At 52.7% G+C, this 19,886-nt stretch carries 21 protein-coding genes and 1 pseudogene; 7 read left to right on the forward strand and 15 right to left on the reverse strand.

The annotated features are described in order from the left end of the window. The first annotated feature begins 63 nt into the window (after positions 1–63). Genes AB9F26_RS12740 through AB9F26_RS12750 form a run of 3 tightly spaced genes read left to right on the forward strand, consistent with a single transcriptional unit; the run spans position 64 to position 2,543 of the window. Positions 64–942 carry a peptidylprolyl isomerase gene (locus tag AB9F26_RS12740; protein WP_369755424.1) on the forward strand — a complete coding sequence of 293 codons (879 nt, stop codon included), beginning with the start codon at positions 64–66 and terminating at the stop codon, positions 940–942. A 3-nt stretch (positions 943–945) separates the two neighbouring features. Then, on the forward strand, positions 946–2,148 hold the full coding sequence (gene argJ, locus AB9F26_RS12745) for a bifunctional glutamate N-acetyltransferase/amino-acid acetyltransferase ArgJ (RefSeq protein ID WP_335583894.1): 1,203 nt from the start codon (positions 946–948) through the stop codon (positions 2,146–2,148). Then, the gene (locus tag AB9F26_RS12750) at positions 2,145–2,543 is read left to right on the forward strand and encodes a (deoxy)nucleoside triphosphate pyrophosphohydrolase (protein ID WP_335583895.1); all 399 of its coding nucleotides are present in this window, start codon (positions 2,145–2,147) and stop codon (positions 2,541–2,543) included. Before argJ ends, AB9F26_RS12750 begins: the two co-directional genes overlap by 4 nt. A gap of 84 nt (positions 2,544–2,627) precedes the next feature. Here AB9F26_RS12750 and infB read toward each other — a convergent pair whose 3' ends face one another. From infB to pip, 6 genes are all read right to left on the reverse strand, one after another. Next, entirely contained in the window at positions 2,628–5,150 is a 2,523-nt protein-coding gene (gene infB / locus AB9F26_RS12755) for a translation initiation factor IF-2 (protein ID WP_369755422.1), read from the reverse strand. Beyond that, the gene (locus tag AB9F26_RS12760; RefSeq protein ID WP_335583897.1) at positions 5,147–5,779 is read right to left on the reverse strand and encodes an RNA-binding protein; all 633 of its coding nucleotides are present in this window, start codon (positions 5,777–5,779) and stop codon (positions 5,147–5,149) included. The genes infB and AB9F26_RS12760 overlap by 4 nt, the downstream gene beginning before the upstream one ends. Before the next feature lie 18 nt (positions 5,780–5,797). After that, a complete protein-coding gene (nusA, locus tag AB9F26_RS12765) occupies positions 5,798–7,417 on the reverse strand; it encodes a transcription termination factor NusA (protein ID WP_335583898.1) in 1,620 nt (539 codons plus the stop codon). A 2-nt stretch (positions 7,418–7,419) separates the two neighbouring features. Continuing rightward, positions 7,420–7,947: a ribosome maturation factor RimP gene (gene rimP, locus AB9F26_RS12770; RefSeq protein ID WP_369755443.1), complete on the reverse strand. Its 528-nt coding sequence runs from the start codon at positions 7,945–7,947 to the stop codon at positions 7,420–7,422. A 210-nt stretch (positions 7,948–8,157) separates the two neighbouring features. Beyond that, complete coding sequence (locus tag AB9F26_RS12775) at positions 8,158–8,778, reverse strand: class I SAM-dependent methyltransferase (RefSeq protein ID WP_335583900.1); 621 nt, start codon at positions 8,776–8,778, stop codon at positions 8,158–8,160. A gap of 74 nt (positions 8,779–8,852) precedes the next feature. Continuing rightward, positions 8,853–9,842: a prolyl aminopeptidase gene (pip, locus tag AB9F26_RS12780; protein WP_335583901.1), complete on the reverse strand. Its 990-nt coding sequence runs from the start codon at positions 9,840–9,842 to the stop codon at positions 8,853–8,855. 35 nt (positions 9,843–9,877) lie between these two features. Here pip and ubiG point away from each other — a divergent pair, with 35 nt between their 5' ends. Beyond that, positions 9,878–10,657: a bifunctional 2-polyprenyl-6-hydroxyphenol methylase/3-demethylubiquinol 3-O-methyltransferase UbiG gene (ubiG, locus tag AB9F26_RS12785; protein WP_369757708.1), complete on the forward strand. Its 780-nt coding sequence runs from the start codon at positions 9,878–9,880 to the stop codon at positions 10,655–10,657. Here the strand turns inward: ubiG and AB9F26_RS12790 are convergent. From AB9F26_RS12790 to AB9F26_RS12810, 5 genes and pseudogenes are all read right to left on the reverse strand, one after another. Beyond that, the gene (locus tag AB9F26_RS12790; RefSeq protein ID WP_039002833.1) at positions 10,654–11,097 is read right to left on the reverse strand and encodes a MarR family winged helix-turn-helix transcriptional regulator; all 444 of its coding nucleotides are present in this window, start codon (positions 11,095–11,097) and stop codon (positions 10,654–10,656) included. The genes ubiG and AB9F26_RS12790 overlap by 4 nt on opposite strands. After that, positions 11,094–11,924: a carbon-nitrogen hydrolase family protein gene (locus tag AB9F26_RS12795; protein ID WP_335583903.1), complete on the reverse strand. Its 831-nt coding sequence runs from the start codon at positions 11,922–11,924 to the stop codon at positions 11,094–11,096. Before AB9F26_RS12795 ends, AB9F26_RS12790 begins: the two co-directional genes overlap by 4 nt. Beyond that, positions 11,925–12,182, reverse strand: coding sequence for a glutaredoxin 3 (grxC, locus tag AB9F26_RS12800; RefSeq protein ID WP_039002835.1), 258 nt, complete (start codon positions 12,180–12,182; stop codon positions 11,925–11,927). Positions 12,183–12,216: 34 nt separating this feature from the next. Further along, entirely contained in the window at positions 12,217–12,702 is a 486-nt protein-coding gene (locus AB9F26_RS12805) for a phosphoribosyltransferase family protein (RefSeq protein WP_335584053.1), read from the reverse strand. Between the two features lie 54 nt (positions 12,703–12,756). After that, positions 12,757–12,936, reverse strand: a pseudogene (locus AB9F26_RS12810) (double zinc ribbon domain-containing protein); the annotation flags it as partial. A gap of 43 nt (positions 12,937–12,979) precedes the next feature. On the opposite strand from AB9F26_RS12810, the gene AB9F26_RS12815 reads away from it, so the two are divergent. After that, positions 12,980–13,810, forward strand: a complete 831-nt coding sequence (locus tag AB9F26_RS12815) for an SAM-dependent methyltransferase (RefSeq protein ID WP_335583904.1) — start codon at positions 12,980–12,982, stop codon at positions 13,808–13,810. Positions 13,811–13,888: 78 nt separating this feature from the next. Then, positions 13,889–14,917, forward strand: a complete 1,029-nt coding sequence (gene hemH / locus AB9F26_RS12820; RefSeq protein WP_369768209.1) for a ferrochelatase — start codon at positions 13,889–13,891, stop codon at positions 14,915–14,917. A gap of 58 nt (positions 14,918–14,975) precedes the next feature. Here hemH and AB9F26_RS12825 read toward each other — a convergent pair whose 3' ends face one another. Next, on the reverse strand, positions 14,976–15,566 hold the full coding sequence (locus AB9F26_RS12825) for a L,D-transpeptidase (RefSeq protein ID WP_039002839.1): 591 nt from the start codon (positions 15,564–15,566) through the stop codon (positions 14,976–14,978). Positions 15,567–15,722: 156 nt separating this feature from the next. On the opposite strand from AB9F26_RS12825, the gene AB9F26_RS12830 reads away from it, so the two are divergent. Further along, positions 15,723–16,268 (forward strand): CAP domain-containing protein, encoded by a 546-nt coding sequence (locus AB9F26_RS12830; protein WP_369755413.1) that lies wholly within the window; start codon positions 15,723–15,725, stop codon positions 16,266–16,268. Here the strand turns inward: AB9F26_RS12830 and AB9F26_RS12835 are convergent. The 3 genes from AB9F26_RS12835 to AB9F26_RS12845 form a co-directional block, all read right to left on the reverse strand. Further along, positions 16,265–16,759, reverse strand: a complete 495-nt coding sequence (locus AB9F26_RS12835; RefSeq protein ID WP_369755412.1) for a murein L,D-transpeptidase family protein — start codon at positions 16,757–16,759, stop codon at positions 16,265–16,267. The two genes, AB9F26_RS12830 and AB9F26_RS12835, sit on opposite strands and share 4 nt — an antisense overlap. Before the next feature lie 65 nt (positions 16,760–16,824). Beyond that, complete coding sequence (locus tag AB9F26_RS12840) at positions 16,825–18,045, reverse strand: class I SAM-dependent RNA methyltransferase (RefSeq protein ID WP_369768210.1); 1,221 nt, start codon at positions 18,043–18,045, stop codon at positions 16,825–16,827. Further along, on the reverse strand, positions 18,042–19,874 hold the full coding sequence (locus tag AB9F26_RS12845; RefSeq protein ID WP_369768211.1) for an ABC transporter ATP-binding protein: 1,833 nt from the start codon (positions 19,872–19,874) through the stop codon (positions 18,042–18,044). The genes AB9F26_RS12840 and AB9F26_RS12845 overlap by 4 nt, the downstream gene beginning before the upstream one ends. Positions 19,875–19,886 lie beyond the last annotated feature (12 nt).

Consider the following 19,886-nt stretch of genomic DNA (forward strand, 5'->3'; position numbering starts at 1 on the left):
AAACGACAAGGCACTTTGGCGATGTAAGGGTCCAACCGGACACTGTCAATGTTAGGGGGCCTAATGGACAAATCTAAGGGTGAATTGATGTTAAAACACACTAAAATCGGTATCTTTGCAGTACTTCTGGCGACCACGAGCGTCGCTGTTGCCCAAGACACACCTCCAAAACCCGAATGGGGAACGGTTGTGGCAACAGTGAATGGCATGGATATCACAATCGGCCATATGATTATCGCCCGTGAAACGCTGCCACAGCAATACCTCACCCTTGAAGACGGCGTTCTTTTTGAGGGGATCTTGGAAAACTTGATCCAACAAAACATCCTGGCACAATCCGTTAAAGGCAATGTTTCCCTTCGTGACCAAACTGCGATGGACAACCAGACACGGTCCTATATGGCGGGTTCCGCCGTTGACGCGGTTCTAGCAACGGCCGTCACGCAAGAAAAACTTGAGGCGCTTTTCAACGAGACATATATCGGCGGCGAACCCGAGATGGAGTTTAATGCGGCCCATATTCTTTTGGAGAAGAAAGAGGAAGCTGATCTTGTAGTCCAACTGCTTGACGCCGGAAGTGATTTTGCCGAACTCGCACGCGAGAAATCTACCGGTCCGTCCGGCCCAAATGGCGGCAACCTTGGATGGTTCTCGAAAGGGGCGATGGTTCCGGCATTTGAAGAAGCCGTTATCGCGCTTGAAGACGGTACCTATTCCGCACCCGTTGAGAGCGAATTCGGCTGGCACGTCATTCATCGAATTGAAAGCCGCGTACAAGACGCCCCAACTTTTGAGGACGTTCGCGACGAACTTGAAGCAGAGTTGCAACAACGCGCACTTGCAGAAGCCGTCGAAGCCCTCGAGGGTAACGCCGAAATCACACGCACCGAAGTGGTCATCGACCCCACTGTTCTCCAAGACCCAGAAATCGTCGGAAAGTAACCTATGACACTCTCTCCACTAGCGCCCAAGGGCGGTTTTCCTGATCTTCCGGTTATTGAAGGTGTAACCTTTGCCGCCATTGCTGCGGGTGTACGATATCAAGGCCGCGACGATGTGATGCTTGCTCACCTCTGCGCGGGCACGGCGGTTGCGGGCGTGTTCACACGTTCCGCAACCCGCTCCGCACCTGTTCTTGATTGCGAGGCCAAGCTCGGCGCAGACAGCGGCGAAGAGGCGGCGTTTGTCGTGAACTCTGGCAACTCCAATGCCTTCACAGGCGGTCGCGGTATTGCCACTGTGGATGCCGTTACCGCATCTGTTTCACAGATTTGCAACGTGCCTCAGAACCGTGTTTTCATGTCCTCTACAGGCGTGATCGGCGAACCATTGGATCCAGCTCGTATCACCAACAAACTCGCTGAACTCAAGGCAGGCCTATCCCCAAACGAAGCCAGTCGCGCGGCGCGTGCCATCATGACGACTGACACCTTTCCCAAGGGCGCCTTTGCCACCGTCGACGGCATCACCATCAGCGGATTTGCCAAAGGGTCTGGCATGATCGCGCCCGATATGGCGACAATGTTGGTCTATATTTTCACCGACGCCAAAATCGCCCAACCACGACTTCAGAAAATCCTCAGCCGCCTGACGGACAAAACCTTCAACTGTATCACGGTCGACAGCGACACCTCCACAAGTGACACATTGCTTTTGGCGGCGACGGGCAAAGGCCCCGAAGTTACCGACGAAGCTGCCTTTGAAGCGGCCCTCCACGGTGTGATGCTCGATTTGGCGCATCAAGTTGTGCGCGATGGTGAGGGTGCTACGAAATTCGTCGAAGTTGCGGTAACGGGTGCCATGAGCGATTCCGACGCCCATCTCGTGGCCATGGCGATCGCAAACTCCCCATTGGTGAAAACCGCGATTGCAGGCGAAGATCCCAATTGGGGTCGTGTTGTTATGGCTGTCGGGAAATCTGGCGCCGCTGCAGATCGTGATCTGTTGTCGATCTCGTTTGGCGATATATTGGTTGCGGAAAAGGGCTGGGTTTCCCCGAGCTACACCGAGGAAGAAGGTGCGACCTATATGAAGGGCGATTCCCTCGTCCTCGCGGTTGATATGGGCATCGGATCGGGTGTGGCCACCGTTTGGACCTGTGACCTCACCCACCGCTATATCGAAATCAACGCGGATTATCGGTCTTGAGTGTGCTTCTCGTCTCGGCGGTCGCCTTGATTGACCGAGACAGTCGGGTCCTTCTGGCACAACGCCCCGAAGGGAAATCCATGGCGGGGCTGTGGGAATTCCCAGGCGGAAAAGTCGAAGCAGGCGAAACGCCTGAGGTGGCTCTCATTCGGGAACTGTCTGAGGAGCTTGGGATTGAAACTTGGCAAAGCTGCCTTGCCCCCCTTACCTTTGCCAGCCACGCCTATGAAAAATTCCACCTTTTGATGCCGCTTTTCGCGTGCCGCAAATGGCAGGGAACGCCGCGCCCTCAAGAAGGGCAAACGCTCAAATGGGTTAAGGCGGCGGACTTAAGAAGCTACCCGATGCCACCTGCGGACATTCCGTTGATCCCTATATTGCGCGACTGGCTTTAGCTCCTTTCCACGCAGACACATCCAGACATAAAAAAGGGCCGATCAACTCAATGATCGGCCCTTAAGTTTTGGTTACAACAAGCACTAGGCGAGGTTGCGTTCAACTGTTTCGCGCTCAAAGATCTCGATAACATCGTCAGGACGAATGTCTTCGTAAGCTTCAAATGCCATACCGCATTCTTGGCCCGAATTGACTTCTTTGACTTCGTCCTTGAAACGTTTCAGCGTTTTCAGCGTACCTTCGTGGATCACAATGTTGTCGCGCAGCAAGCGAACGCCTGCGGAGCGGCGTGCGACGCCTTCGGTAACGATACAACCCGCAACGCGGCCAATGCCAGTAACCTTGAAGACCTCTTTGATCGACGCATACCCAATAAACTTTTCGCGAATTTCCGCAGAAAGAAGACCAGAGGCAGCAGCTTTAACATCGTCCACAAGATCGTAGATTACCGAATAGTACCGGATCTCGACGCCCTTTTGGTTCGCAGAATTGCGAGCCGATGCGTTTGCACGCACGTTAAAGCCAATAACCGGTGCGCCGGAAGCTTCAGCCAAACCGATATCTGATTCCGTGATCGCGCCAACACCAGAGTGCAGAACACGAACCCGAACTTCATCGTTGCCGATTTTTTCCATGGCTTGAACGATTGCCTCTGCCGAACCCTGAACATCGGTTTTCACCAAGATCGGAAGCTCGGAAACGCTCTTGTCGTCTTTTGCCTTCGCCATAAGTTGCTCAAGAGTTGTCGCGGCACCAACGGCGGCGCGCTGCTCTTTAGCGGCATGGGCACGGTAATCTGCGATTTCACGCGCCTGAGCTTCAGTCTCAACAACATTCAAAACATCGCCAGCCTCTGGTGTTCCGTTGAGGCCAAGAACCTCGACAGGAACCGAAGGTCCAGCTTCTTTGATACGATCGCCTTTGTCATCCATAAGGGCGCGTACGCGACCCCATTGTTCACCAACAACAAAGATATCACCCTGACGCAAAGTTCCGTTTTGAACCAGAACCGTCGCAACTGGACCACGTCCAACGTCAAGCTGAGCCTCAATAACCGCACCAGTCGCCGAGCGTTTTGGGTTGGCTTTGAGGTCAAGAATTTCCGCTTGCAGCGAAATCGCCTCAAGCAAATCATCAAGGCCCGTTCCATTGATGGCCGAAACCTCAACGTCTTGTACGTCACCAGACATTTTCTCGACGATAACTTCGTGTTGCAGCAAAGCGACACGCACTTTGTCTGGATCTGCATCCGGACGGTCGATTTTGTTGATGGCAACAATCATCGGCACACCCGCCGCTTTCGCGTGATGAATGGCTTCGATTGTTTGTGGCATAACAGCATCGTCAGCTGCGACCACAAGGATAACGATATCCGTCACTTGTGCACCGCGCGAACGCATGGATGTAAAGGCCGCGTGACCAGGCGTGTCGAGGAAACTCATCAACGAGCCGTCTTCGGCCGTAACCTGATAAGCCCCAATATGTTGGGTAATCCCACCAGCTTCACCAGCCACAACTTTAGACTTCCGGATCGCGTCAAGAAGCGACGTCTTACCGTGGTCAACGTGACCCATAACCGTAATGACTGGAGGGCGCGCAACCAGATCGGCCTCATCATCCACAACTGCCGCGATGACGTCTTCCACGTCAGATGCAGACACGCGCACGATTTTGTGGCCAAACTCTTCGATGATCAACTCGGCTGTATCCGCATCAATGGTTTGATTTTGCGTTACCATCATGCCCATTTTCATAAGCGATTTCACAACTTCGCCGACGCGTTCGGCCATACGGTTCGCCAGTTCGGAAACAACGATTGCCTCAGGAACTTTAACATCGCGCACAATTTTCTCGCGCTCGACTTGACCGCCCATTGCTTTTTGACGCGCGCGCTCTTGCTTGCGCTTCATCGATGCCATGGAGCGATGACGATTGTCACCACCACGAAGCGCTTGATTTAGCGTCAGTTTGCCCGAGCGACGTTTGTCTTCAGCGGCCTTCGCTGCTGGCTTGTCGGCGCGGTTGTCGCGATCCGTCTTGCGCGGTGCAGAGAATGGACGCGCCGGAGCCCCACGATGGGTGTTCGTCGTGTCCGTAGCTTCTCCCGCGGGAGTTGCCGCCGCACGTGGCGTAGGCTTAGCCGCTTGCGCAGCGCTTTCAGCACGCTCTTTCGCGATTTCCGCTTCTTTCTTGATGCGGTCCTCTTCAGCTGCTTTTTCTTTGATCCGCTCTTCGCGTTCCCGCTCTTCAGCTTCTTTGGCGTCGATATCCGCACGACGTTTGGCGCGCTCTTCAGCGCGAGCCAGTTCGTCGGCTTCGCGTTTCGCTGCGTCTTCAACTTCGCGGGCTTTCGCGAGTTTCAACGCCGCAAGACGACGGTCCATTTCGACATCAGAGATGCCTGCGGGACGCCGTGAAGGATCCCCTACAGACGCGCTGCTTACATTTGCTTTACCTGCACCAGGTTTTGGCACGACAACGCGTTTGCGTTTCGTTTCCACAACAACGTTTTTGGTGCGTCCGTGGCTAAAGCTCTGCTTTACGTTTCCAGGACGTCCTGCGCCAGTGCGCAGACCCAGTGTTTTTTTGCCGTCACTATCGCTCATGTGGTCTTCGTACCCTTCTCGGTGGATATTCCACCGCCATTTGCGCGCACGCCTCTAAGGCGTTTGGCTTCCTCTACCGCACTTTTGGTGAGTCCACCAGTCGCAAGCGCGCCATGTATCACAATTTCCCGTCCAAAGGCCATTCCCAATTCATGTGCCGTAAGCATATCAATATAGAGATCGCGATCGTGCGGGGGGCGGAGCTTGGATTTTCCGCGCTCTGACCCGTCTGAAGCCTGAATCAAAACCGAAGCTCTTTCGGTCTCAAGCCAGCCTTTAACTTTTTCATATCCTGTCACAGCCCGGCCAGCCTTGCGTGCCAGCGAGATGTGATCCACCAGCCGCCGCACAAGTGCCGCTTCGATGTCTTCTACTAGAGTTTCTGGCACCACGACCGCCTGTTTGGCGGCGCGGGCAAAAAGCCCTTTTTTCATTGCCAATGCCAACGCCTTGCGGTCAGAAAGAACCCAGATTCCACGGCCGGGCAATTTACCCGAAATATCCGCATAGATCTTGTTTTCCGGGCCCACAACAAAGCGGATCATCCCGCCCTTGGGCTGAACCTCACCTGTTGCGATACATCGCCGTTCGGGGTTTTCCCGTTCGTTTTTTCGACCGCCGCGCGCCATTTGCGAAATCCGAAGCCCTTAAGCCTCGGCCTCCTCTTCTGAATCATCCGCATCATCTTCGCCTTCTTCAGTAGCGAGATCAGCAGGATCAACCCAACCCAATGTAATCCGAGCCGTCATTACAAGCTTTTGTGCTTCTTCGAGCGACATGTCGAAAGGTTCAAGAACACCTTCGTCTTTCTTACGCTCGCCGTTCTCGGTCGTCCAGCCACCGGCCAGTTCCCAATCCGCACAAGTTGCGAAGTCTTCGAGGGTTTTGACACCGTCCTGCGCAAGCGCAAGGATCATTTGGGGTGTCAAACCGTCAAATTCAATAAGCGATTCCTCAACACCCAACTCACGTGCCGTATCGAGCGCTTTTTTGCTGGCCGCTTCGAGATAATCCCGTGCCCGCGCTTGAAGTTCGCTCGACGTATCTTCGTCGATGCCTTCGATCACGGTCAACTCGCTGACGTCCACATAGGCAACCTCTTCGAGGTTCGTAAAGCCTTCAGACACCAAGAGCTGGGCAAAGAATTCGTCCAGATCAAGCGCTTCCATAAAGAGACCGGTGCGCGCTGCAAATTCTTTCTGACGGCGTTCGGATTCTTCGGTTTCCGTTAGAATGTCGATGTCCAAGCCGGTAAGTTGGCTCGCAAGACGCACATTTTGACCACGACGCCCAATCGCCAAGGAAAGCTGCTCATCAGGCACAACAACCTCAATGCGCTCGGCTTCTTCGTCGAGAACAACCTTGGTAACTTCGGCTGGCTGCAACGCATTCACAAGGAAAGTTGGCGCGTCTTCATTCCAAGGAATGATGTCGATTTTCTCGCCCTGAAGCTCGTTTACAACAGCCTGAACACGGCTACCGCGCATACCCACACAGGCCCCAACAGGGTCGATGGAGTTATCATGCGAGATCACAGCGATTTTCGCACGCGAACCTGGGTCACGCGCAACGGCTTTGATTTCAATGATACCGTCGTAAATCTCTGGAACTTCCATTTTGAACAGTTCCGCCATGAATTGGGGGTCTGTCCGGCTGAGGAAAATCTGAGGCCCACGCACTTCGCGACGCACATCCTTGATGTAGCAACGAATACGGTCGTTCGGGCGATAGCTCTCGCGGCCGATTTTCTCGTTGCGACGCAAAATGCCTTCGCCAGCACCCACATCCACGATGACGTTGCCGTATTCTTCGCGCTTAACAACACCATTGATGATGGTACCAGCACGGTCTTTGAATTCTTCGAACTGACGATCACGCTCGGCTTCGCGAACCTTTTGCAGGATCACTTGCTTGGCGGATTGCGCCGCGATGCGGCCCATTTCTACGGGGGGCACTTCGTCGATAATTTCGTTGCCAATTTCTGGCGCTTCTAGAAATTCACGTGCTTGCGCAACGGTCACTTCGGCTTGGTGGTTTTCCACCATATCGTCGGCAACAACTGTGCGAACACGGGTAAACTTGGACCGGCCTGTTTTACGATCGATGTGAACACGAATGTCCATTTCGGCGCCATAACGAGATTTCGCCGCACGAGCCAAAGATTCTTCAAGCGCCTGAACAACCAGTTCAGGATCGATCATCTTTTCGCGTGCAACCGCATCGGCGGTTTGCAAAAGCTCTAGCTGGTTGGCTGAAGTAATTGCCATGTCTACTGCTCCTCAGAAACGTCAGTTTCAGTTTCAATCTCGTCAAAATCGTTTTCGTTCACGATGCCCGCAGCTTTACGCTGCTTGAGCATTTCCGTAATCAACTCATCCGTCAGAATAAGCTTGGCATCAGCCAACCACTCAAACTTCAGGCCAATTGTGCCTTCAGTGACGGTGATCAAAACCTCGCCATCTGCCGTACCGGCCAGAATACCCTTAAAGCGACGACGGCCATCAATGGCATCGGTCAATTCAAGCTTGGCCTCATAGCCGTTCCAAAGGTCGAAATCTTTCAAACGTGTCAAAGGACGATCAATACCGGGGCTGGAAACTTCAAGCGCGTAAACGCCATCAATCGGGTCTTCCACGTCCAAAGTCGCCGAAACCTCGGTCGAAACTTTGGCGCAATCGTCCACTTCCATGCTGCCGTCTGCCTTTTGAGCCATAATTTGCAGCGTTTTTTCGTCGCCACCCATCAACCGTACGCGCACCAATTCATACCCCAAGTCTTCGATGACGGGTTGAATCATGCCGGCGAGACGGCGATCAATCGCGGAACTTGCAACGAGATCAGACAATTTGGCTCCTTGATGTTAGACACAAAAAAACGGGCTGCGCGGCCCGTTGTGAAGTTCGGTGGGCATCAAGTTTGGAACTTAACGCGCCGCTGTTGAGAGCCATATACGCAGGTTTATCTGAGTCTGCAAGGCCTTCCTTGCAGAACTCAACTTTCAAGCGAATTAAGCCGGTTTTTGCGCTATGATAAAAACCACGCCTTTTTTCGGCTCCCACAACTCAACAACCTCAAACCCAGCCTCTTCGTGCATTTTTTTAAGGTACGCGGTGTCAAAGAACTGAAGGGGCGGTAGGAGCCCAATAAGCATACCCGCTTGCATCACTGGCTTCATGACGCGGTTCATATTCTTTAGACTCGCCGAACTCGACACAATCATTCCACCGGGCTTGAGCAAATCATAAACGTGGCCAATCACCTCTTTATGGTTAGGCAAAAGATGCAAAATATTCATTGCCAAAACCATGTCAACTGAATTGGGTTGGCGCGAAATCGAATCAATCGGCTCGCACGTAAAGGTGAGGTTTTTCAATCCAGACCCTTTGAGTTTTCCCTTGGCAATCGCCACCATGTTTTTGGAAAAATCCACACCTTCATATGTCTTCACAAGTGGCGCGTGCAAAAGAGCGGTCGACCCTGTCCCGCACCCGATTTCCAAGACATCCATGCCAGCGCGGAAACATGCGCGCGTTTTTTCAAGCTTTTTTTGATAGGACGCTTCGTCCGAAATCGGGGACTTGGCATAGTTTTTCGCCATGATATTCCAAAAACCTGCGCCTGCGGCCATGTGATAGCTCCAAAATATAATAAATACTCGTTATAAATAAGCTGCTTAGTAAGAAGTTCAAGATAGAGATCTGCCTAGAGGCCAAGCATTGCTTTTTGTGGTCCCAAACCATGCATAACCCGAGTTAAAGCCCGCGTAATCTCTGGCTCTGACATCGCGTGTCCAGCCATCGCAACCATGGTCAATTCGCACTTGGGCAACCGCGCGGCGATACGTTGTGCCGCCTCTGGGGGGCAAACCATATCCTGTCGCCCTTGAACGATTGAAACACCAATATGATCGATTTTCGACAAATCACGCTCAATTTGCCCGTCAATTTCAAGGAACCCTTTGTTCATGAAATAATGGTTCTCGAGCCGCGCAAAAGCGCGCGCATACTCTCCGGGTGCGCCACCAGAAGTCCCGTTAGAGCGGATTGTCGCGAGTGAATTTTCCCAAGCAGCCCATTCTTGAGCGTATTTCGTTTGAACCGCCATATCGTCGCCAAAGAGTCGTCGATGGTAGGCTGCGATCATATCGCCACGCTCTTCTTGGGGGATAATCCGCTCAAAGGCGTCCCAAGCTTCGGGGTAAAAACGCGCAGCACCGCCTCCATAAAACCAATCAAGTTCGCGCTGCGTTGAGAGATAAACCCCTCGCAACACAAGATAAGCAGCGCTCTGAGGGTGGGTTTGGGCATAAATCAACGCCAAGGTCGCCCCCCAACTGCCACCAAATACGATCCAGCGTGAAATACCCAGCGCGGTGCGGATCTTCTCCATGTCGCTGACCAAGTCCCAAGTCGTGTTATTTTCAACCGAGGCAAACGGGCGCGACCGGCCACAACCGCGCTGATCAAACAGGATAATCCGATAGACAGAAGGATCAAAAAACCGCCGCATCATCGGCGAACATCCCCCACCGGGGCCGCCATGCAGAACCACAACAGGCACCCCAACAGGGTTGCCGCACTGTTCGACATATATTTCATGTCCATCACCGACATCCAACTTTTGCCGATGAAACGGTTCAATCGGCGGAAATAGATAGTCGGATGCGCTGTTTTGGCCTGAGATTCTGTCCATAGATTGACTATATAGTTGCAGGAGCCGCCTTGCCCATGGCAAATCGCATGAAATCCTTGGAGGGACATATGGAAACCGCCACCAACACCATCGATCCAAATGAAGTCGCCAAATTTGAAGCCATGGCCACCGAATGGTGGGACCCAAACGGGAAATTCAAACCCCTGCATATGCTCAACCCCTGTCGGCTTGATTACATCACGCGTCAAATCGGTGCGGAATTTGATCGGGATTTAACACAGGACCTGCCCTTCGCGGGCTTGCGGATTTTGGACATCGGCTGTGGCGGCGGGCTTTTGTCAGAGCCCATGGCGCGCCTTGGCGCGACTGTGGTCGGTGCGGATGCCGCCGCGGGAAATATCCCCGTTGCACAGGTTCACGCCCAAGCCCAAGGCCTTGCCATAGATTATCGCCACACGACGGCCGAAGCGATAGCCGACGCTGGCGAAACATTCGACGTCGTCCTCAATATGGAAGTTGTCGAGCACGTGGCCGACCCACAAGGATTTCTCAGAGCCTGTCATTCGCTGCTTAAACCGGGAGGTTTGATGCTCTGCTCTACGATCAACCGCAATCCGAAAAGTTTCCTGATGGCAATTGTCGGCGCCGAACACATCATGCGTTGGCTGCCTAAAGGGACCCATGAGTTTAGTAAATTCATCACACCAGATGAGCTTTACAAATTAATCGAAGGCGCGAACCTATCGCCGGTCGATCGCAAGGGTTTCGTTTTTAACCCGATTTTGTGGACATGGTCGCTTTCGGACAAAGACCTCTCGGTCAACTATGTGACCGCAAGCGTTAAACCCGTCTAGCTTTCGTCGCTCAACCGGACGCGTAATTCGCGCAGAATCGGAAGAGCGGCGCGCACTCGTTCAACTCCAAGGTCACCAACCAATCCGGCGACCGATGGAGCAATGGCGGTAAGTGCGGCTTCGCAGGCGCGTTTACCCGATGGGCTGATCGCCACGAATTTACGACGAGCATCATCCCAGTCAGGGCGAATATGCACATGTCCTGCGGCTTCTAGCTTGCTCAAAGTATTGGACATCGCGCCGCGCGTGACGGAAAACGATTTGGCCAATTGTGCGGGCGAGCGTTCGCCACTTACATGCGATAAATGATTGAGGACAGTGAAGTGCGACAGCTCCATCCCACGGGGTAACGCCTTGGCAAGACGGCTGCGCGCTAGCTGGTCAGCCATGAAAATCTCGCTAAATAGAGATATTGCCAAGGAATTGTTAGAGTCGTTCATGTGGGGTTTGTAAACGCCACGTCATTGTTTAGCGAGGGAATTTTGCGCCTCATCTCATCAACTTGGCTCAAATCAATATCCACAATCGTAACGCCAGCCTCGTCCCCGGCATCCGCAAGAACCTCACCCCATGGCGAAACCACGAGCGAATGCCCATAGGTTTTACGCTTGGAGCCATTCGATTGCAGGTGATCGCCACATTGCGCTACGGCAATGATGAAACAGCCTGTCTCGATGGCCCGCGCGCGCAACAAAACATGCCAATGCGCCGCGCCAGAAACAGTCGAAAATGCCGCAGGTTGAAGGATGATTTTCGCACCCGCTTTCGCTAATGCGCGATGCAAATGCGCGAAACGAACGTCATAGCAAATCGTCAGACCCATCCCGCCAAAATCTGTATTGGCAACGACGGCCCGATCACCCGGACGGTAACCTGCGCTTTCTTTGTAGGTTTCGGTCGGTGAAATCTCGACATCAAACATGTGGATTTTATCATATCGCGCGACAATTTCACCCTGTGGGTTGATCAAAAACGAGCGATTGGCAAAGCGCGTCTCATCGGGAAGTTTTATCCCAAGCGACCCAATGGAAATCCAAACCCCTGCATTTCTGGCTTCCTGTTGGAGCGCGGCAAGGGTGATATCATCCTCTTCGAACTGCAAAACAGCGACCTGATGCGCCCGCGAATTTGAAACACAATTCGTAACTTCGGGTGTGGCAATGAACTCGGCCCCTTGCGCAATTGCTTGTCGGACAAATCCCACCGTCTCCGGCAAATTATTCACCGGAGTATCGTTTGAATTTAGCTGGCAAAGGGCGATGCGCATTTAGCTGGCCAAAAGCGCGTCAAGTTTGCCGCCCTGCTCTAGCGCGAAGAGATCGTCACAACCTCCGACATGGGTTTCGCCCACGAAAATTTGCGGCACCGTACGGCCACCGTTGGCACGTTGAATCATTTCCTGACGTTTTGCCGGATCGCGCGCCACGTCAAATTCGATAAATGTAATGGATTTGCTGGACAAAAGCCGCTTGGCAGCATGACAAAATCCACAAGTGTTTTTAGTGTATAGCTCGACGGTCTTCATGATATTTCCCTCGTTTTCGGAACTATACAGACACTTAGGTATCCTGTGCAACGCGCGCTAGGGTTATTACATTTACCTCGCAAGCCTGTGATGCGAAACAGGCCCTTGCCGCCGCGTCAAAGGTTGCCCCTGTGGTCAAAACATCGTCCACCAGCAGGATCGGACGTCCATCAATCAAATGTTGCCGTTTCGGATTTACAGCAATCGCCCCGCTGACAGTAGCATTGCGTTCCTTGGGGCTAAGCCCGTCCAAACTCACTGTTCGGCGCATGCGCTTAAGCAGGTCGGGGCAATGCTCCAATCCCAGCTGGGTGGCGATCCCGCGCGACAAAAGCGCCGACTGATTGTATCGCCGCTTCAGAAATCGAGACCAATGTAGGGGAATTGGCACAACAATTGTATCCTCGTCAACTATACCCTCTGCCGCCCGTGCCATCCACTTTGAGGCAGGTGCGGCAAGTTCTTGACGATCTCCATGCTTCAATCCAAGAACCAGCTTGCGGCCAGTGTCTCTATACACAAATGCCGCACGACCCCGATCCCAAACATGTGGATGATCGCGGCATCCGTCACACTGCAAAATTTCGTCTGGTGCACTGTCGCCAAGAAGGGGCACCCCACAACAATCGCAAATTGTGCCCGTAATGAAATGCGTATCTCGCCAACATGATCCACACAGCGCCCCCTCGGAATCGACAAGATCCCCACAAGAAATGCATTGAGATGGGTAGAACAGGCGCACAGGACTTTGCATTTCATCAAAACCTTTCTAAATTGCGCCCAGCAAAGGACGCCAAATGACCAACACACCCCCAAAACTTACCGACACCAAAGCTCTCGCCCTGCATCGCAATCGCATCCGAGGAACGGACGCCTTGTTTTTGCAACAAGTGGCCGCCGATGAGATTGAGGAGAGACTGAGTGAGGTTAACAGATCGTTTACAAACCCCGCTTTGGTGACGGGATTCCCGCAAATTTGGGAAAAAATACTCCCAAACGCAAAAATAGTACCCGAAGAGGACGTTTTAGCGCTGGAGGTTGGTGCTCATGATTTGGTAATTCATGCCATGGGGCTGCATTGGGCGAACGATCTGGTGGGGCAGTTGGTGCAATGTCGCCGTGGGTTGCGGGCTGATGGGCTGTTCCTTGGGGCGATGTTTGGCGGGCAAACACTTTCCGAGTTGCGCTCAGTTTGGGCCGAAGTTGAGACGAAATTGACGGGCGGGCTGTCGCCTCGCGTTGCGCCCATGGCGGAAATTCGTGACTTGGGCGGCCTGCTACAACGCGCGGGCCTTGCGTTGCCAGTGGCGGATTGTGTCACAAAAACTGTGAGTTATAGGAACGCGCTCCATCTCATGCGGGATTTACGCGAGATGGCAGAAACAAACGCCCTTGAGCATCGCCACAAGCGGCCAATTACCAGACGCGAACTTGAAGCCGTAAACACGGCCTACGCCACGCACTTTCCGGCGGATTTTGGAAGGATTAGAGCCACATTTGAACTCGTGTTCCTTACGGGTTGGGCACCCGATGAAAGCCAGCAAAAACCGTTGCGACCTGGGTCTGCTCAGACGCGCCTTGCGGATGCCCTCAATACTGTAGAATTTGAGATACCGCGCAAGACATGAACCCTGCGACGAAATCACCGGATTGACCACGCATGTTAAAAACCTCATGTCTAGCCCAAGCGACAGGAGAGCCAGTAAATGAAACCAGCCAACCACCCATCCTTGCCGAGCCGTAAAATTGGCGTTTTAGTAGCCAACCTCGGGACGCCTGATAATTACGATTATTGGTCTATGCGCCGCTATCTATCGGAGTTCCTGTCGGACAAACGCGTGATCGACTACCCCGCGTGGAAGTGGCAGCCTTTGCTTCAAACCATTATCCTGACGAAACGCCCCTTTTCATCGGGCGCGGCGTATAAAAGTATTTGGAACCACGAAGCAAACGAAAGCCCGCTTCTGACGATCACCAAAAACCAGACAAAAGCCCTGAAACAGAGCCTGTCTGAGGCTTTTGGCGACACCGTTATGGTCGATTTCTGTATGCGATATGGCAATCCGTCGACTCAATCAAAAGTGGATGAAATGGTCGCCGCCGGTTGCGACAAAATTCTATTCTTCCCACTCTATCCACAATACGCGGGCGCGACATCCGCAACCGCAAATGATGCGTTCTTCGCCGCCCTTGCCAAACAAGTTTGGCAACCTGCGGCCCGCACCGTTCCTGCCTATTTCGACCACCCTGAATACATTGAGGCTCTCGCAGGCTCGATTCGGCAAGCGTATGACATAATGGACAGGAAACCCGACATTTTACTCGCGTCGTATCATGGAATGCCCGAACGTTATTTGACACAGGGCGATCCATATCATTGCCAATGCCAAAAAACGACACGCCTTCTAAGGGAGGCTTTAGGTTGGGACGAAAGCCAAATCATGACGACGTTTCAATCCAAGTTTGGCCCAGAGGAATGGCTTAAGCCAGCGACAGTCGAAGAGGTTGCGCGACAGGCGCAGTCGGGAAACAAAAGCATTGCCGTCATTGCACCCGCGTTTTCGGCGGATTGTATTGAAACCCTCGAAGAAATTAATGAGGAAATTAAGGAAGCTTTTGTTCACGCAGGCGGTGAAGGTTTCACTTATATTCCCTGCCTGAATGATGATGCATCGCACATCGCCGCGCTTACAACGATCATTCAGGAAAACCTAGCAGGCTGGGTCACCAAATAAAAAGAGGCAGAGAAAACTCTCTGCCTCCATGCCGTACATTACTGCTACCAAAAGAAACCTAAATCAACAGAACTTGAGTTCCATTCTTGGTCAGACCAAAAAGGGTCTCGATATTCTCATTATAGAGCCCAATGCAGCCGTTGGACGATTTCCGGCCAATTTTGCGTGTGTCTTGGGTGCCGTGAATACGGTAATACTGCCAAGACAAATAGAGCGCATGCGTTCCGAGTGGATTATCAGGCCCTGGACCGATATAACGCGGCCATTCGGGGTTGCGCTTCAACATATTCGGCGTTGGCGACCAGCTTGGCCCATCAACTTTGCGGATAATGGACGTACGCCCAAGACGTGTGAGATCGTCCGATTGCGGCACAGATGTCGGGTACAATTTATAGACCGACAAATCCTCGGACCAGAAGTGCAAAGCCCGCGATTGTGTGTCGACCAGAATCGCACCGTTGCGCGTGTCGGAAAAATACGGCCGCCAGTCGAGGGACCGGAAACTTGATATATTATGCCGTACCGTATCGTCAATTTCTGGTTCAACAGCGATTTGCGCATAGGCTGGCAACGCCAAGCTGCCCGCGAGTGCGACCGAAGTACCGATGAAATTGCGACGGTTCACAAACTTATTCTTCTGTTCAGGCATACTTCGACTCACTTTTCTGTTCAGGTGCTATAATATGGCGCTAAAGTCGCAGTCGCAATTCAAACAAACGTCATCAGGCCAAAAATCGCTTAACTTCATTTGATTGCTTGGGAAATCGTTGCTAAAGACAGTGGATGTGAATTTGGGAAAAATGTCATGAAAATATCTGTGCTCATTGCGGCCGTTTCAATTGTTGCGCTCGCCGCATGCGAACCAACGAATGTGGTACGAATTGGAGCAGATGGTAAACCCCTTCCGCCAATTTATAAAGTACCAAGTTCAGGTGAAGTAGAGTTTACCGTTTTGGACTCTGTAAACTTGCTGCGCCAATCTTCCGGAGCAGCCCCCCTGAGTTTGGATTCCAAATTGACTGCGGCCGCCGCCACTCATGCTCGCGATATGGCAGTTCAAAACCGCGCGTGGCATTTTGGGTCTGATGGATCTTCGCCGCTAGATCGCGTTGCGCGTACAGGATACAACGGAATCCTTGCGGGCGAAAACATATCAGAGACATATGAAACCGAGCTTGAAACTCTGTCCGCATGGATGGGTACCGCCGACAGCCGCCGCGTCATTCTGGATCCCGAAGCTAAGGACATGGGCTTTTCGTGGTACCAAGAACCAAGCGGTAAAATATGGTGGGCAATGGTGACGGGCCGCAATAGTTTCGGCGACTTCAATTATACATTCGCCGAAAATTAAGGGGCGACGGTGATTATTGTGTTGAGCTTAACCATTCGGTAAATCTCGACCATCTCTTGATTAGAGACCGAGATACAGCCCCAAGTCCAATCGGTTCCGCGGAAATTTTTGTTGCGACTCTCGCCATGGATAAAGATATCTCCACCAGGGCTTTTGCCTTGGGCGCGCGCCTCTGCGACATCATTTACATTCGGATAGCTTAGCCCAATCGACAAGTAGAAATCGCTGTTGGGGTTCCGGCGATCGATGCGGTACGAACCCTCTGGCGTCTTGCCGTCGCCCTCAAATTCTTTGTCACCGATGGGCGCAAAGCCTAAATCGATATTGTAAGACTTGAGGATTTTGCCATTATTCAAAAGGAACATTTTTCGCGCGTCTTTATAGACCGCAATGCGGGTAACTTCTGGGCCAGTATACGGTTGGACCGCGCTGGAACAGCCTGCCAAAATCAATACCACTACGCCTAAAAGCGCAAAGATCACTGCCCGCATTTTTTTGCCTACTCGTTCTTCTTTTCTTTGCTGATACTACAAATTTTGCGCAACGCAAAGCCTTCCTATGCGCGCCGCTTCGAAAATTTTGCAACAATTTCCACGTGGGGCGACCACCGAAATTGATCCACAACTTGAACCCAATCTATCTCGTACCCAGCGTTTTTGAGAACTACTGCATCGCGTGCAAAGCTCACGGGATTACATGAAACCATCGCGATCGCTTTCACACCGCTTACCGCGACCTCGGCAATCTGAGCCTCTGCACCGGCTCGAGGAGGGTCGATAACGACCGCATCAAAACCCTTAAATTCATCTGGCAAAAGGGGCCGCCGAAAAAGGTCGCGCGCTTCGGTTGTAACGTGCTTTAGCCCTGTCGCGAATCGCCACCCTTGATCCAAGGCAGCGACCATTTCTGCGTCGCCTTCAACAGCATGAACTTCAGCTATCTTCGCGACCGGAAGAGAAAACGTGCCGCAACCGGAAAACAGATCAAGCACGCGCTTGGAGCCAGAAACAATTTCTAACACAGCAGAAACCAATGCTTTTTCACCTTCGCTCGTCGCCTGAAGGAACGTACCGCCGGGAGGATTTACGCGCGCATTTCCAAACATTTGGATTGGTGCATTTATTTCGCAAACGATGTTATCGTCCCACGTGAGGCGCGCCAATTCATGACGGTTAGCGATCTGCGCGAACTCAACGCGGGCGGCCTCATCCAGTGGTTTGCCACCCTTCGCGACAACGTCAACACCGCCCAAAGACTGGGTAACAAGGAAGCTGATTTCGCCTTTGCGCGACGCACCGGCAACAGTTAATTCCGTTAACCCGGGTATGACTTTTTTGAGCGCCGGATCCAAAAGTTGGCAATTTGGGACCTCAATGATTGTCCCCGTCCCACGGGTATGAAAGCCAATCATTGCGCCATTTTTGGTTCGCTTGCCAGCCAGCCCAGCGCGCCGCCTGGATCCTGGAGGTGAGGTCTGAATGGGCCGAAATTCGGCTTCCAAGCCCTGCCCTTCCAAAGCTGTTTTCACGACGTCCTGTTTCCAATTTGCAACAAAATCATCCGACGCGTGCATTAAACTACACCCGCCACAGGACTTGTAGTGGCTGCAAATCGGCTTCACGCGGTCAGTAGAGGGAGTGAGGATTCGCGGCGTTGGCATCTTGCCATCAACGACATCACCCTCCACCACTTCTCCGGGCAAGGTCATGGGAACAAAAACGGGGCCTGCAGCGATGCCATCGCCCAAGTGTCCCAAACGTTCGATTGTTAATTTCACCTTGCCGTCTCCTCAATGCCGATAAATCCACCGGACTGTCGATTCCAAAACTGGGCGTACATCCCATTTTGCTCCAACAATTCCGAATGGGTTCCTTGCTCGACTACGCGCCCTTGATCAAGCACTATTATGCGGTCCATCTTTGCAATTGTCGAAAGGCGGTGGGCAATTGCCAACACGGTTTTACCCTCCATGACGTTTTCAAGCGCCGATTGAATGGCCGCCTCAACCTCAGAATCCAGCGCACTTGTCGCCTCGTCTAAAACCAAAATTGGCGCATCTTTCAAAATGGCTCGCGCCAAGGCCACGCGCTGACGTTGCCCCCCCGAGAGCTTCACGCCACGCTCCCCTAGGAATGCGCCATAGCCTTCCCGCCCTTTATAGTCGACGAGATCCTGAATAAATCCATGCGCTTCTGCCCGTTGGGCCGCATCGACAACCTCATGCTCGCCGGCATCAGGCTTGCCGTACATAATGTTATCCATGGCCGAGCGATTAAACATCGCTGTCTCTTGGGTCACCATACCAATTTGGCGCCGAAGGCTTTTCTGCGTCACTTTCGACAGGTCCTGCCCGTCAATCAAAACACGCCCCTTCTCAGGATCATAGAGCCGCAACAGCAAGGAAACCAACGTCGATTTCCCTGCCCCCGAAGCCCCGACAATCCCCAGCTTTTCGCCCGCGTGAATGGTAAGATTGGTCTTGGATATCCCGCCCGTTTTACCGCCATAGGCAAACGTCACGCCTTCAAATTGAATCTCTCCCCTTGGAACCGCGAGCTCTGTGGCGGTATCCGCATCAACCAACACTGGCCGCACAGTCAGCGTGTTCATCCCGTCTTCAATCTCTCCCACGTGGGAAAACACGCCCATTAACGTAAACGAAACCCAACCCGTCATTTGGGCAAACCGAATGGCCAAGGAACCGGTGGTGGCGATATCACCCGCGCTCGCGGTGCCCTGAGTCCAGAAAAACAGCGTGGCGCCAACCATCACAACGGGCAAAATACCTGCGATGATCATCAGTCCAAAACGAAATTGCGCAGAAAGATAGCCAAAGTGCGTGGCCTTTGCGCGAAACTCCTTCATCGCTTGGATCGCGGCACGATCTTCGTGATCAGCATGCGCAAATAATTTAACGGTTCTGATGTTTGAAATTGTATCAACAAGTTGCCCCGTGACCCCCGTGCGCGCGCCGGCGCGGGCGCGCGCACGCACCCTGACGCGTGGCAGAAAGTGTCGGAGAAACAACCAATACATGACAAGCCAAAGCCCAAATACCAATGTAATCCGGTAATCCACGTCGGTAATGACAACAGCAGCCCCAATCACAGAGGTTGCGGCGAACACTAATGTGTTGAGGGTTTCGACAACGACCTCTGTGATAGACCCCGCAGCCTGCATTTGCTTTTGGGAAATTCGACCGGCGAAATCATTGTCAAAAAAGGTCACCGTTTGACCCAAGGTCCAGCGGTTTAATCGCGTCAATACCTGCGTAAAAACCCCAGGAGCGATGACAACAGACTGCATAAGAGCCGATAGACCCAATAGAATTGGCCGCAAAACGATTAGGAAGAGTAGCGCTATCAATAAAAGGCTGGAATTTCCGGAGAAAAAACTACTTGGATCTCCAGCGAGCGCTGCATCAATCACCATCCCCAAAAATAACGCGGTCGAAACCTCGGTAATCCCCGCCAAGGAGGAAATCCCCGCTCCTATACCCAGAGGTTTATAGCTGCCGGACAAACACCAGTTAATGAATTTTCCGAGCTTCCGCGGAGGCGGTGAAGACGCTGGTGCGAAAGGGTCGATCATCTCATCAAGTTTCATTTTATTCCCAAA

Origin of the sequence: Falsihalocynthiibacter sp. BN13B15 (assembly GCF_041205415.1) — a bacterium.
Classification (GTDB): domain Bacteria; phylum Pseudomonadota; class Alphaproteobacteria; order Rhodobacterales; family Rhodobacteraceae; genus Falsihalocynthiibacter; species Falsihalocynthiibacter arcticus.